This is a genomic window from Streptomyces sp. NPDC050164 (assembly GCF_044459945.1).
Taxonomy (GTDB): Bacteria; Actinomycetota; Actinomycetes; order Streptomycetales; family Streptomycetaceae; genus Streptomyces; species Streptomyces coeruleorubidus_A.
Map to the genome: position 1 here is coordinate 1 of NZ_JBITJK010000027.1, position 12490 is coordinate 12490.

The window sequence follows — 12490 nt, forward strand, 5'->3', positions numbered from 1 at the left end:
GCTCCGCGACGGCACCTTCTACGAACCCCGCCTCCCCGAAGCAGCCATCGCATGACCAACCCAGGCTTGACGAAGGACATAGAGGCACCCCCCCCCGACGAGGTGGCCGCCGTGCTGGCATGGTTCGAACGAAAATCCCTGCCCAGGTCCGCGCTGGCCGACCGTATGCAGGTACGCGCCGCCCTGGACGCCTTGACCAAGAAACTGGACGGCACCACGGCAGCGGCGTCGACCATCCGCCGGAAGCGGGCCATCTTTCACAACGCTCTCGGCTACGCCGTAGACGCCGGACGCCTGACGGACAACCCCCTGCCACAGGTGCAGTGGAAGTCTCCGGAGCAGGTAGCGGAGGAACTGGACCCCGCCTCAGCGCCGGACCCCCGACAGGCTCTCACCCTGCTCGATGCCGTGCGTACGCAGAGCCCCCGTGGGCGACGCCTGGTCGCGTTCTTCGGCTGCATGTACTACGCGGCGGCGCGGCCGGCGGAAGTCATCGGCCTCCGTCTCCAGGACTGCGACCTGCCCCGCCGGGGGTGGGGCACTCTGCGCCTCCGGGAGACTCGCCCGCGCTCAGGGTCGGCCTGGACGGACAGCGGTGAGGCGCACGATCGGCGAGGGCTCAAGCACCGGGCCCGGAAAGCAGTCCGCACCGTGCCGATCCCGCCCGATCTCGTGAACCTGCTCCGGTGGCACGTCACGGCGTACGGCGTCGCCCCCGACGGGCGGCTGTTCCGGACGCAACGGGGCGGGCTCATCCAGGACACCGGATACGGCGAGGTGTGGGCGGAAGCCCGTGCGCGTGCTCTCACACCCGCTCAATGCGCGTCGCTGCTGGCAAAGCGTCCATATGATCTTCGCCACGCCGCCGTGTCCACGTGGCTCAGCTCCGGCGTGGAACCACAGGAGGTGGCCGCGCGCGCCGGCCACAGTGTGGCCGTGCTGTTCCGCGTGTACGCGAAGTGCCTGGACGGCGGCGCCGCCACGGCGAACGCCCGGATCGAGCGGGCACTGAAGAACGGCAGCTAGGAGGGCCGGAAGCTGCCCCACACCTGCCCCACACGGACTGGTCAGCACCCGAATCAGGGTGAGACACACTGGGAAAAAGCACCCATAACGATCAGGTCGGGTCCGTGAACACCGAAAGGGCCTGCGATCAGCATTGCTGCTGGTCGCAGACCCTTTCGGTCTTGTGGCGGCGCCAGGATTCGAACCTGGGAAGGCTGAGCCGGCAGATTTACAGTCTGCTCCCTTTGGCCGCTCGGGCACACCGCCGGGGTTGCTGCCCGTCGAACCGCCTTCTTCGCGGTGCTCCGTGGCAACGACGTAAACAATACCTGATGTGGAGGGGTGCTTCGCCACCCGATTGATCGGCGCCCGGAGGGCGGGGGGTGGCTAGGCTTGTCCGGATGCGGCCCGGGATCTGAACAGACCCGGCGGCCGCCCACGTACGCCGGTACGCACGATACGCACCCCGATACAAGGAGCCACAGGACATGGCCGACTCCAGTTTCGACATCGTCTCGAAGGTCGAGCGGCAGGAGGTCGACAACGCACTCAACCAGGCCGCCAAGGAGATCTCGCAGCGCTACGACTTCAAGGGCGTGGGTGCCTCGATTTCGTGGTCCGGCGAGAACATCCTCATGGAGGCGAACTCCGAGGACCGGGTGAAGGCTGTCCTCGACGTCTTCCAGTCCAAGCTGATCAAGCGTGGCATCTCGCTGAAGGCTCTGGACGCGGGCGAGCCCCAGCTCTCGGGCAAGGAGTACAAGATCTTCGCGTCGATCAAGGAGGGCATCTCCCAGGAGAACGCGAAGAAGGTGGCGAAGATCATCCGCGACGAAGGCCCGAAGGGCGTGAAGGCGCAGGTGCAGGGCGAGGAGCTGCGGGTCAGCTCCAAGAGCCGTGACGATCTTCAGGCCGTCATCGCCCTGCTGAAGGGCAAGGACTTCGACTTCGCCATGCAGTTCGTGAACTACCGGTAGGTCCGGTCGGGTCCTCGGGGCTCCCGGTCTGCTCGGGTGGGCTCCCGGTCTGCATGGTTACGAGAAGGGTGGGCACCCTGCCGGGTACCCACCCTTCTCGCCTGCTGGCTGCGGTCCATGGGCGCGTGCCGGGCACGGGCCGTGTAGTGGCGCGTGCCGGCTGCGGGCGGTGGGTGCATACCGGTCGTGGCCGTGGGCGCATACCGGCCGTGGACCGTGGGTGCCGTCAGTTGCGTGAGTTGCCGAACAGAAGACGGTAGGCGATCAGGAGGACAAGCGATCCGCCGATCGCCGCGGCCCAGGTCGTGCCGTCGTAGAAGTCCTTGGTGATCGGGTGGTCCATCCAGCGGGCCGATATCCAGCCGCCGATGAACGCGCCCGCGATGCCGATCAGGGTCGTACCGATGAGGCCGCCCGGGTCGCGCCCCGGCAGCAGGAACTTCGCGATGGCTCCGGCCAACAGTCCCAGGATGATCCAGCTGATAATGGTCATGCCGTGAACCTGCCCTTTCACGCTGTGCCCGCACTTTCCGGCCATGTGATCTTGCTCCCGGCAGGCCGTGCTCGTGCGTTGTGCGTCGTACGCCGGGCGTACCGCGTGCGTCGTCCTTGTCGCACGCGTTCACGCCGTCTTGGTCGGGAAGACGCCCTGGCGGTGCCCGTCGGTTGCGCTGATCAGTAGGGTGCGACGCATGACAGCCTCCGCTTCCGAACTGCGCCGCACCCTCGGCGTCGGGGACGCCGTCGTCGTCGGACTCGGCTCGATGGTGGGAGCCGGGATCTTCGCCGCGCTCGCGCCCGCGGCGCACGCGGCCGGCTCCGGGCTGCTCCTGGGGCTCGCCGTCGCCGCCGTGGTCGCGTACTGCAACGCCATGTCGTCGGCGCGCCTCGCCGCCCTGTATCCGGCCTCGGGCGGTACCTACGTGTACGGGCGTGAGCGGCTAGGGGAGTTCTGGGGGTATCTCGCGGGCTGGTCGTTCGTGGTCGGGAAGACGGCCTCCTGTGCGGCGATGGCGCTCACCGTGGGCACGTACGTCTGGCCGGGGCAGGCGCACGCGGTGGCGGTCGCGGCCGTGGTGGCGCTGACCGCGGTGAACTACGGCGGTGTCCAGAAGTCCGCGTGGCTGACGCGGGTGATCGTGGCGGTGGTCCTGGCTGTCCTCGCTGCCGTGGTGGTCGGGTGTCTGATGTCGGGCGAGGCCGATGCCGGGCGGCTGGACATCGGGGCCTCGGACGGTGCGGGCGGTGTGCTTCAGGCGGCTGGCCTGCTGTTCTTCGCGTTCGCCGGGTACGCCCGGATCGCGACCCTCGGTGAGGAGGTACGGGACCCGGCGCGCACCATTCCGCGCGCGATCCCGCTGGCGCTGGGCATCGCGCTGGTGGTGTACGCGGGTGTGGCGGTGGCTGTCCTTTCGGTGCTGGGGTCGGATGGTCTCGGGGACGCGGCGGCGCCGCTGGCCGACGCGGCGCGGGCGGCCGGGATGCCCTGGCTCGTGCCGGTGGTACGGATCGGTGCGGCCGTGGCCGCGCTGGGGTCGCTCCTCGCCCTGATCCTGGGCGTCTCGCGGACGACACTGGCCATGGCCCGGGACCGGCATCTGCCGGGCGCGCTGGCGGCCGTGCATCCGCGCTTCCAGGTGCCCCACCGGGCGGAGCTGGCCGTGGGCGCGGTGGTCGCGGTCCTGGCCGCCACGGTGGATGTCCGGGGCGCGATCGGGTTCTCCTCCTTCGGGGTGCTGGCGTACTACGCCGTGGCCAACGCGTCGGCCTGGACGCTGGATTCGGCGCCGGCGGCACGGGTGGTGCCGGTGGTCGGGCTGGTCGGGTGTGCGGTACTGGCGTTCGCGCTGCCGGGTGTTTCCGTGGTCGTGGGCGCGGGTGTGCTGGCGGTGGGGGCGGTTGCGTACGGCGTGCGGCGGGTGGTGCGGGCGGGGGCTGGGAGGGCGTAGAGCTGCCCTCTTTGCCGTGGTCGGGGGGCTTTTGCTGCGGTCCCGGTTATTGGCTGCTGCCAGGGCCCGCTCGGTTGCTGTCGGTCAAGGGCCTCTCATCGGGTCGGCCCGCTCGGGATGTGAAGTCCAACTGCGGCGGCATGCGTTGTGAGACTTGGCCGTCGCTCGGCTCGGCAACTGCTCGATCGCGGTCATGGATTCATGATGCAGGCCGCCACCGACAGCCGGTCGGGCCTGTGGATAACCCGTGGTCTGTGGAAGCCGGACGGCGTCGCCCCGCCGTCAGCGCACCGCGAACGGCTCGTTCGTCCGGACGATGTCGCGGCCCAGCGGGAGCAGCGAGACCGGGATGAGCTTGAAGTTGGCCACGCCGAGCGGGATGCCGATGATCGTGACGCACAGCGCGATGCCGGTGACGATGTGGCCGAGGGCCAGCCACCAGCCCGCGAGTACCAGCCACAGCACGTTGCCGACGCAGGACGGCGCGCCCGCGTCGCGGCGCTCGACCGTCATGTACCCGAAGGGCCACAGGGCGTAGACGCCGATGCGGAAGGCCGCGATGCCGAACGGGATGCCGATGATGGTGATACAGAGGAGCAGGCCCGCGGCCATGTAGGCGAGGAAGAGCCAGAATCCGCTCAGGACGAGCCATATGACGTTCAGGACGGTCTTCACTGGTTCCCACCTGCCATCTTCTCGAGCCGGGCGATGCGGTCCGCCATCGGCGGGTGTGTGGAGAACATCTTCGAAAGACCCTGGCCGGGCCGGAACGGGTTCGCGATCATCATGTGGCTGGCGGTCTCGAGGCGCGGCTCGGGCGGCAGCGGGAGCTGCTTGGTGCCCAGTTCGAGCTTGCGCAGGGCGCTGGCCAGGGCGAGCGGGTCGCCGGTGAGCTGGGCTCCGGAGGCGTCCGCCTGGTATTCCCGGGAACGGCTGATGGCCAGTTGGATGACGGAGGCGGCCAGCGGGCCCAGGATCATGATCAGCAGCATGCCGAGCAGGCCGGGGCCGTCGTCGTCGTCCGAGCGTCCGATCGGGATCAGCCAGGCGAAGTTGACCAGGAACATGATCACGGAGGCGAGGGCGCCGGCGACCGACGAGATGAGGATGTCGCGGTTGTAGACATGGCTGAGCTCGTGGCCGATGACGCCGCGCAGCTCGCGCTCGTCCAGGAGGCGCAGGATGCCTTCGGTGCAGCACACGGCGGCGTTGCGCGGATTGCGGCCTGTGGCGAAGGCGTTGGGCGCCTCCGTCGGGGAGATGTACAGGCGCGGCATGGGCTGGCGCGCCTGTGTCGAGAGCTCGCGGACCATGCGGTAGAGCCCGGGGGCCTCGAACTCGCTCACCGGGCGGGCTCGCATCGCGCGGAGGGCCAGCTTGTCGCTGTTCCAGTACGCGTAAGCGTTGGTGGCCAGCGCTACCAGGACGGCGATGACGAGCCCCATGCGGCCGAAGAAGCTGCCGATGACGATGATGAGTGCGGACAGTCCCCCGAGGAGGACTGCTGTCCTGAGCCCGTTGTGCCGGCGGTGCACGGTACGCCCTCCAAGTGGTGCGGCAGGGGGACCCTTCCTTGCTGATCTGCGGTGCCACTGGTGCCGTGATGTTCACGTCCAGTGGACCTTCCCGTACTGGTCAACGCCAGGCGGGAGGCACTAGTTCCCTTGTGCGCGCGGCGGGCGCTGTGGACCGCCCGGGTGAACGGCGCCGGGAAAACGGCACGCGCGCGTGGAGGGCCGGGTGCCCCACGCGCGCGTGGCGAATGCGCCTGTTGTTCAGAACAGGGCGGTGTCGGTGAAGCGCAGGACCAGCTGGGGTGCGCCGGACAACACGATGCCGAGGACTCCGGTCAGGGCGATCGCGGCGGTGAGCGGGGCCGGGACGCGGTGCTTCTCGGGTTCGCCCTCGGGGGCGCGGAAGAGCAGGGCCGTCCACTGGAGGTAGTAGAACAGCGCGATGACGACGTTGACGGCCATGATCACGGCCAGCCAGCCGAGGCCTGCGTCGACGGCCGCCGAGAAGACGGTGACCTTGGCGAAGAGGCCGATGATGCCCGGCGGCAGCCCTGCGAGGCAGAGCAGGAAGAACGCCAGGAGCAGCGCGGACAGCGGGCTCGACGCGTACAGGCCGCGGTAGTCGGAGACGCGGTTGAGGGATTTCGTCCGGCCGACGAGGGCGGCCACGGCGAAGGCGCCGAGGTTCACGGCGCCGTACATCAGGGCGTAGGCGACGGTGGAGCCGATCGACTTCTCGGCGTCGCCGGAGTACGCGGCGGCCGCGATCGGCACCAGGAGGTAACCGGCCTGGCCGACGGACGACCAGGCGAGCAGGCGTACCGCGCTGTACGCGCGCGTGGCCTGCTGGCGGAGGGCTCCGACGTTGCCCACGGTCATGGTGAGCGCGGCCAGGGCCGCCAGGGCCGGGCCCCAGACGTCGGCGTACGACGGGAGGGCCACGACCGTGACGAGGATCAGGCCGCTGAAACCGACCGCCTTGCCGATGACCGACAGGTAGGCGGCGATGGGCAAGGGCGCCCCTACGTAGGTGTCCGGCACCCAGAAGTGGAAGGGCACGGCGGCCGTCTTGAAGGCGAAGCCGACGAGGGTGAGGACGACGCCGGTCTGGGCGAGCGTGTGGAGCTGCCCGTCGACGTTCTGGATGCGGTCGGCGACCTGGATGAGGTAGAGGGTGCCCGTGGAGGCGTACACGAAGCTGATGCCCATCAGGCTGACCGCGGTCGCGGTGACCGAGGACAGGAAGAACTTCAGGGCCGCTTCGGAGGACTTCCGGTCGCCGTACCTGAGGCCGACCAGCGCGAAGGCGGGCAGGGAGGCGACCTCCAGGGCGACGATGAGGGTCGCGAGGTCGCGGGAGGCGGGCAGGAGGGCGGCGCCGGCCGCGGAGGACAGCAGCAGGAACCAGTACTCCCCCTCGGGAAGCTCCTTGCGGGCGTCCTTCAGGGCCGTGACCGACAGGAGGGCGGCGAGGAGGGTGCCGCCGAGGACCAGGAACTGGATGACCAGGGTGAAGCGGTCGGCCGTGTAGCTGCACACGGTGGCGTCGCCGGTCAGGCAGAAGGTGCTGCGGTCGCCGGCCAGGAGGGGCAGCAGCATCAGCGTGGCGGCGGCCAGGCCGGCCACGGACGTCCAGCCGAGCAGCGTCTTGCGGTTCTCGGCGACGAACAGGTCGGCGACCAGGACGACGAGTCCGACGACCGCCGCGATGGTGGGCGGTGCGATCGCGAGCCAGTCGACGGACTGGACCAGCGACGCGGCCAGGGGCTGGGCCGGGGAGCTCATCGGGTGCCTCCTGCGAGGAGCTGCTGGACGGCCGGGTCGCTCAGGCCGAGGAGGGCCTTGGGCCACAGGCCCGCGACGACGGTGAGGACGACGAGCGGGGCCCAGGCCGCGAACTCGTACGAGCGGACGTCGGTGAGCTTCGGCGCGTCCTGGGGCAGGGCACCCATGCAGACGCGGCGGACCACGATCAGCAGGTAGGCGGCCGTCAGCAGTGTGCCGAACGCGCCGATCGCCATGAAGGTGAGGAACGCGGGACGGCTGAGGCCTGCCGCCGGCTGGAACGCGCCGAACAGGGCCAGCATCTCGCCCCAGAAGCCGGCCAGGCCCGGCAGACCGAGCGAGGCGACCGCGCCGAAGGCGAGCAGGCCGCCGAGGCGCGGGGCCTTGCCGTAGAGCGCGGCTCCGGTCTCCTCGGCGAGGGTGTCGAGGTCGGTGGTGCCGGTGCGGTCCTTCAGCGCGCCGACCAGGAAGAAGAGCAGGCCGGTGATCAGGCCGTGGGCGATGTTGGCGAACAGGGCGCCGTTCACGCCGGTCGGGGTCATCGTGGCGATGCCGAGCAGGACGAAACCCATGTGGCCGACGGAAGAGTAGGCGATGAGGCGCTTGAGGTCGCCCTTCGCGCCCTGCTTGGCGAGAGCCAGACAGGCCAGGGATCCGTAGATGATGCCGACGACGGCGAGCGCTGCGAGGTAGGGCGCGAAGGTGCGGAAGCCGTCCGGCGTGATGGGGAGGAGGATCCGGACGAACCCGTACGTACCCATCTTCAGCAGGACACCGGCCAGCAGGACCGAGCCGACGGTCGGCGCGGCGGTGTGGGCGTCGGGCAGCCAGCTGTGCAGCGGCCACATCGGCGTCTTGACCGCAAGGCCGATACCGATCGCCAGAACCGCGATGACCTGCACGGATGTGGTCAGCGACCGGCCGTTGTCAGTGGCGAGTGCCATCATGTCGAACGTGCCCGCCTTGATCCCGATCAGGAGCAGGCCGAGCAGCATGACCACGGAGCCGAGCAGTGTGTAGAGGATGAACCGCCACGCGGCCTGGCTCCGGCCCTCGCCGCCCCAGCGGGCGATGAGGAAGTACATCGGGATGAGGACCATCTCGAAGGCCAGGAAGAACAGCAGCAGGTCGAGGACGGCGAAGGTCGCGAGCGTGCCGGACTCGAGGACGAGCAGCAGGGCGACGAAGGCCTTCGGGGTCGGACCCGCGGGCATCTTGAAGTACGAGTAGAGCGCGCAGAGGAAGGTCAGCAGCGCGGTCAGGACCAGAAGGGGGAGGGAGATGCCGTCGATGCCGAGGTGGATGCGTACGTCGAGTGCGGGAATCCAGCTGATGTCCGTGCTGGCCTGCATCTTCGACGGCTGGTCGTGGTCGAAGCCGAGCGCGAGGACGATCGCCGCGATGAGGACGGCGCCGGTGACGGTGACGCCGTGCCGGAGCACGGCCTGCTCGGGTGACTTCCCCTTCAGCCCGGGCGGGGCCGGCAGGAGAGCCGCGGCCGCGCCGAGGAGCGGCCCGACGACGACGAACGCCAGAAGGAACTGCATCACGGACTCGTTGATATCGATCACGCCTGCTCACGCTCCCGTGGCGACGAGGACGACGGCGACCGCGAGGACGACGGTGCCGGCGAGCAGCGCGCTCACATAGGTCTGGACGTTGCCGGTCTGGGCGCGCCGTACGGCGGCGCCGAGCCAGCGGGGCAGCGCACCCGCGCCGCGTACGTAGGTCTCGACGACCTCCCGGTCCAGGAACCGGACGAGGCTCGCCCCGGCCTGGACCGGTCGGACGAAGAGGGCCCTGTACACGGCGTCCATGTGAAAGCCGGCGGCCGCGTGGCGGTGCAGCGGGCCGAGCAGGAGCCGTCCGGGGTCGGCGGGGTCGGGGGCGTAGGCGATGTCTCCGTAGGCCGGCTTGTGGGTGGCGATGGCTTCCGCCTCGACCTGGGCGGCGTCGCCCTCGGGGTGGGCCGCGACCGCGCCCAGCGGGACGCGTGCGGTGAGAGCGGTGGTGTGCCGCCAGGCGCCGTAGGTGACGATGCCGCCGACCAGGGCCACGCCCGTGCCGAGGACGGAGGTGGTGAGGGTCGGGCTGAGGTCGCGGCCGTCGAACCAGTCGGGCAGCAGGCGGAACGCGAATCCGCCGAGGGCCAGGGACGGGGCGGCGAGCACCCACAGCACAACGGTCATCGTCAGTGGCTGCCTGCCGTGGTCGGGGGCTTCGGCGCCCCGGCCGCGGAAGGCCAGCAGCCACAGGCGCATCGCGTAGGCGGCGGTGAGCACGGCCGTGAGCAGGCCGGCGACGAGGACGATCCAGCCCGCGGCGGCGGGGGCGTGCTCGGTGTGACCGGTGACGACGTGTTCGGCGACGCCGAGGACGGCCTCCTTGGAGAAGAAGCCGCTGAACGGCGGGATCGCGGCGAGCGCGAGGAGCGCCACGGTCATCGTCCAGTAGGCGTCGGGGACGCGGTCGCGCAGGTTCCGCATGCGGGACATGGCGGCCAGCGAGTTGGTGCCGGCGGCGTGGATGATCACGCCGGCCGCGAGGAACAGCAGCGCCTTGAAGGCGCCGTGGGACAGGAGGTGGAAGACGGCGGCTCCGCGGTCGCCGACGGCGAGGGCGCCGGACATGTAGCCGAGCTGGCCGATCGTCGAGTACGCGAGGACGCGCTTGATGTCGTCCTGGGCGAGCGCGGCGAGGGCCGAGCCGGCCATGGTGACGGCGGCCATGACGGCGAGGACGACCATCGCGGCCTGGGAGGCCTCGAACAGCGGCAGGAGACGGGCGATGAAGTAGACACCGGCGGCGACCATCGTCGCGGCGTGGATCAGCGCGGAGACGGGGGTCGGGCCCGCCATCGCGTCGGGGAGCCAGGTGTGCAGCGGGAACTGCGCGGACTTGCCCGCCACGCCCGCCAGGAGCAGCAGGGCGATCAGCGTCGGGTGGTCGAGCGAGCCGCTCGCGACGGCGCCGAGGACCTTGGTGATGCGGAACGAACCGGCGTCGGTGGCCAGGGCGAACAGGCCGATGAGGAAGGGGACGTCGCCGAGCTTGGTGACCAGGAAGGCCTTGAGGGAGGCGGCGCGGGCCTCCGGGGTCTCCCAGTAGTGGCCGACCAGGAAGTAGGAGCAGATGCCCATGACTTCCCAGCCGACCAGCAGCACGATCAGGTCGCCGGAGTAGACGACCAGGAGCATCGCGGAGGTGAACAGGGAGACGAGAGCGGCGTACGAGGGGTAGCGCGGGTCGTCGCGCAGGTAGCCCGTCGAGTAGATCTGCACGCAGGAGGCGACGAGGCCGACGAGGACGGCGACGAGGGCGGCGAAGCCGTCGATGTGCAGGGCGAGTTCGACCGGGACCGAGCCGGTGGGGGTGAGTTCCGTGGCCGCGTTGACGGCCGCGTCACCGCCCTGGCGTACGGCGACCAGCGCGGCGAGCACCAGGGAGGTGAGCGTCGGCAGGACGGCGAGCGGGCGGACGAAGCCGGGTGCCGTGCGGCCGAGGAGCAGGCCGGCGACGGCACCGAGGAACGGCAGGAGGGGGACGAGGACGGCGAGGGTGGTCGTGGTCACGCGGTGGCCTCAGCCTTCTGGGCCTTGTCGGACTGCTCGGCCGTGAGGGCGTCGTGGTCGGTGTCGTCGGGGTCGTGCCGTTCGGCGGTGTCGCGGAGCTTGTCGATGTCCGCGGTGCCGCGGTTGCGGTGGACGGCGAGGACGATGGCCAGGCCGATGCCGATCTCGGCGGCGGCGATGGCGATGGTGAACAAGGTCAGGGCCTGGCCGGAGTGCAGGGTCTCCTCGGCGGTCTTGCTGAGCCAGACGTCGAAGGCGACCAGGTTGAGGTTGACGGCGTTGAGCATCAGCTCGACCGACATCAGGACCAGGATCGCGTTGCGGCGGGCGAGGACGCCGTACAGGCCCGTGCAGAAGAGCAGGACGGAGAGGACGGCGGGATAGGCGAGGTGCATCAGCGGGCCCCTTCCTGCTCGCTCCGGGGGGCCGGGGTGCTCTCGGCCGCGGTCGCCGTGGCGGCCTTCGCCTTGCGGGACAGGACGATCGCGCCGACCAGGGCGGCGAGGAGGAGGACGGAGAGGGCCTCGAAGGGGAGGACCCAGTTCTGGAAGAGGCTCGCGCCGGTTGCCTTGGTGGAGCCGGCGGCGGGGCCGTCCAGGTCGATCCAGGTGGTGCGGAAGGCGTCGACGACGACCCAGACCAGGGCGGCAGCGGCGGCGACGGCCACGGTGAGGGCGGCCCAGCGGTTGCCGGAGTCGGCGTCCGGGGAGCGGCCGATGGGGGCCCTGGTGAGCATCAGACCGAACAGGAGGAGGACGACGACGGAACCGACGTAGATGAGGACCTGCACCCAGGCGATGAACTCGGCCGTGAGCAGGAGGTACTCGACGGCCAGACCGCCGAGGGTCACCACCAGCCACAAGGCGGCGTGCACCAGCTGCCGGGTGGTGACGGTGACGAGCGCGGCGCCGAAGGTGACCAGGCCGACGAGGAGGAAGGCGATCTCGACGCCCGTCGGGGAAAGGAAGCCGTGGGTTTCGGCCGCGGCGTCGGTGGCCGGGCCGGCCATGAGGAGGCCTGCGGCTGTGGCGAGGGTCATTCCCGGCCCTCCTGCCCCGGCCTGGGCTGATCGGTCTGCTGCTTGGAGTCGCCCTGCGGGCGGGTCGGTCGCTCGGCTGCCCGGGCCTGCTCGTCGGCGTGCGGTTCGGTGGCGGGCGGGGCCTGCTGGGCGGCCAGCTTGTCGGCGGTCTTGCGGGCGGTGGCGAGTTCCTTCGGTTCCTCCGCGCCGGGGTCGAGGGCCGGCGGGGCCGGGACGGTCCACATCCACTCGCGGAGCTTGTCGCGCTCGTGGGTGAGGTCGCGGATGTCGGTCTCGGCGTACTCGAACTCCGGGGACCAGAACAGGGCGTCGAAAGGACAGACCTCGATGCAGATACCGCAGTACATGCACAGGGAGAAGTCGATGGCGAAGCGGTCGAGGACGTTGCGGCTGCGTTCGCGGCCGCCGGGGGTCGCCGCCGGGACCGTCTCCTTGTGGGAGTCGATGTAGATGCACCAGTCCGGGCACTCGCGGGCGCACAGCATGCAGACCGTGCAGTTCTCCTCGAACAGGCCGATCACACCGCGGGTGCGGGGCGGGAGGTCGGGCTGGGCGTCCGGGTACTGCGCGGTGACGGACTTCTTCGTCATCGTGCGGAGGGTGACGGCCAGGCCCTTGGCCAGGCCACTGCCAGGGATGGGGGCCATGG

11 protein-coding genes, 1 tRNA gene and 1 pseudogene are annotated in these 12490 nt (G+C 70.4%); 3 read left to right on the plus strand and 10 right to left on the minus strand.

The window, feature by feature from the left end; all coding sequences use genetic code 11:
- Positions 1-90: 90 nt before the first annotated feature.
- Positions 91-1026: pseudogene (locus ACIBNA_RS29415) on the plus strand (tyrosine-type recombinase/integrase); the annotation flags it as partial.
- Positions 1027-1190: 164 nt separating this feature from the next.
- Here ACIBNA_RS29415 and ACIBNA_RS29420 read toward each other — a convergent pair.
- Positions 1191-1272 (minus strand) — tRNA-Tyr (locus ACIBNA_RS29420).
- Positions 1273-1493: 221 nt separating this feature from the next.
- Here ACIBNA_RS29420 and ACIBNA_RS29425 point away from each other — a divergent pair.
- Positions 1494-1982 (plus strand): YajQ family cyclic di-GMP-binding protein, encoded by a 489-nt coding sequence (locus tag ACIBNA_RS29425; protein ID WP_338782509.1) that lies wholly within the window; start codon positions 1494-1496, stop codon positions 1980-1982.
- Between the two features lie 226 nt (positions 1983-2208).
- Here ACIBNA_RS29425 and ACIBNA_RS29430 read toward each other — a convergent pair whose 3' ends face one another.
- Complete coding sequence (locus tag ACIBNA_RS29430; RefSeq protein WP_274818387.1) at positions 2209-2475, minus strand: GlsB/YeaQ/YmgE family stress response membrane protein; 267 nt, start codon at positions 2473-2475, stop codon at positions 2209-2211.
- A gap of 199 nt (positions 2476-2674) precedes the next feature.
- Between ACIBNA_RS29430 and ACIBNA_RS29435 the strand changes: the two genes are divergently transcribed.
- On the plus strand, positions 2675-3931 hold the full coding sequence (locus ACIBNA_RS29435; protein ID WP_399168208.1) for an APC family permease: 1257 nt from the start codon (positions 2675-2677) through the stop codon (positions 3929-3931).
- Between the two features lie 282 nt (positions 3932-4213).
- Here the strand turns inward: ACIBNA_RS29435 and ACIBNA_RS29440 are convergent, their stop codons facing one another.
- The 8 genes from ACIBNA_RS29440 to ACIBNA_RS29475 all read right to left on the minus strand — a co-directional run bounded on the left by ACIBNA_RS29440 (position 4214) and on the right by ACIBNA_RS29475 (position 12488).
- Positions 4214-4606: a YccF domain-containing protein gene (locus ACIBNA_RS29440; protein ID WP_399168209.1), complete on the minus strand. Its 393-nt coding sequence runs from the start codon at positions 4604-4606 to the stop codon at positions 4214-4216.
- Positions 4603-5466 carry a zinc metalloprotease HtpX gene (htpX, locus tag ACIBNA_RS29445; protein ID WP_399168210.1) on the minus strand — a complete coding sequence of 288 codons (864 nt, stop codon included), beginning with the start codon at positions 5464-5466 and terminating at the stop codon, positions 4603-4605. The genes ACIBNA_RS29440 and htpX overlap by 4 nt, the downstream gene beginning before the upstream one ends.
- 240 nt (positions 5467-5706) lie before the next feature.
- The gene (locus ACIBNA_RS29450) at positions 5707-7230 is read right to left on the minus strand and encodes an NADH-quinone oxidoreductase subunit N (protein WP_399168211.1); all 1524 of its coding nucleotides are present in this window, start codon (positions 7228-7230) and stop codon (positions 5707-5709) included.
- Positions 7227-8801, minus strand: a complete 1575-nt coding sequence (locus ACIBNA_RS29455; protein WP_399168212.1) for a NuoM family protein — start codon at positions 8799-8801, stop codon at positions 7227-7229. The genes ACIBNA_RS29450 and ACIBNA_RS29455 overlap by 4 nt, the downstream gene beginning before the upstream one ends.
- A 6-nt stretch (positions 8802-8807) precedes the next feature.
- A complete protein-coding gene (locus ACIBNA_RS29460; protein ID WP_399168213.1) occupies positions 8808-10802 on the minus strand; it encodes an NADH-quinone oxidoreductase subunit L in 1995 nt (664 codons plus the stop codon).
- Positions 10799-11197 carry an NADH-quinone oxidoreductase subunit NuoK gene (nuoK, locus tag ACIBNA_RS29465; protein ID WP_399168214.1) on the minus strand — a complete coding sequence of 133 codons (399 nt, stop codon included), beginning with the start codon at positions 11195-11197 and terminating at the stop codon, positions 10799-10801. Before nuoK ends, ACIBNA_RS29460 begins: the two co-directional genes overlap by 4 nt.
- Positions 11197-11841 (minus strand): NADH-quinone oxidoreductase subunit J, encoded by a 645-nt coding sequence (locus ACIBNA_RS29470; protein WP_399168215.1) that lies wholly within the window; start codon positions 11839-11841, stop codon positions 11197-11199. The genes nuoK and ACIBNA_RS29470 overlap by 1 nt, the downstream gene beginning before the upstream one ends.
- A complete protein-coding gene (locus ACIBNA_RS29475; protein WP_020275041.1) occupies positions 11838-12488 on the minus strand; it encodes a 4Fe-4S binding protein in 651 nt (216 codons plus the stop codon). The genes ACIBNA_RS29470 and ACIBNA_RS29475 overlap by 4 nt, the downstream gene beginning before the upstream one ends.
- Between the last annotated feature and the right edge of the window lie 2 nt (positions 12489-12490).

What these genes read in the sequence shown, in the direction of transcription:
- ACIBNA_RS29425 (WP_338782509.1), top strand. Translation starts at nt 1,494, where the DNA reads ATGGCCGACTCCAGTTTCGACATCGTCTCGAAGGTCGAGCGGCAGGAG.
- ACIBNA_RS29430 (WP_274818387.1), bottom strand. Translation starts at nt 2,475, where the DNA reads ATGACCATTATCAGCTGGATCATCCTGGGACTGTTGGCCGGAGCCATC.
- ACIBNA_RS29435 (WP_399168208.1), top strand. Translation starts at nt 2,675, where the DNA reads ATGACAGCCTCCGCTTCCGAACTGCGCCGCACCCTCGGCGTCGGGGAC.
- ACIBNA_RS29450 (WP_399168211.1), bottom strand. Translation starts at nt 7,230, where the DNA reads ATGAGCTCCCCGGCCCAGCCCCTGGCCGCGTCGCTGGTCCAGTCCGTC.
- nuoK (WP_399168214.1), bottom strand. Translation starts at nt 11,197, where the DNA reads ATGCACCTCGCCTATCCCGCCGTCCTCTCCGTCCTGCTCTTCTGCACG.
- ACIBNA_RS29470 (WP_399168215.1), bottom strand. Translation starts at nt 11,841, where the DNA reads ATGACCCTCGCCACAGCCGCAGGCCTCCTCATGGCCGGCCCGGCCACC.
- ACIBNA_RS29475 (WP_020275041.1), bottom strand. Translation starts at nt 12,488, where the DNA reads ATGGCCCCCATCCCTGGCAGTGGCCTGGCCAAGGGCCTGGCCGTCACC.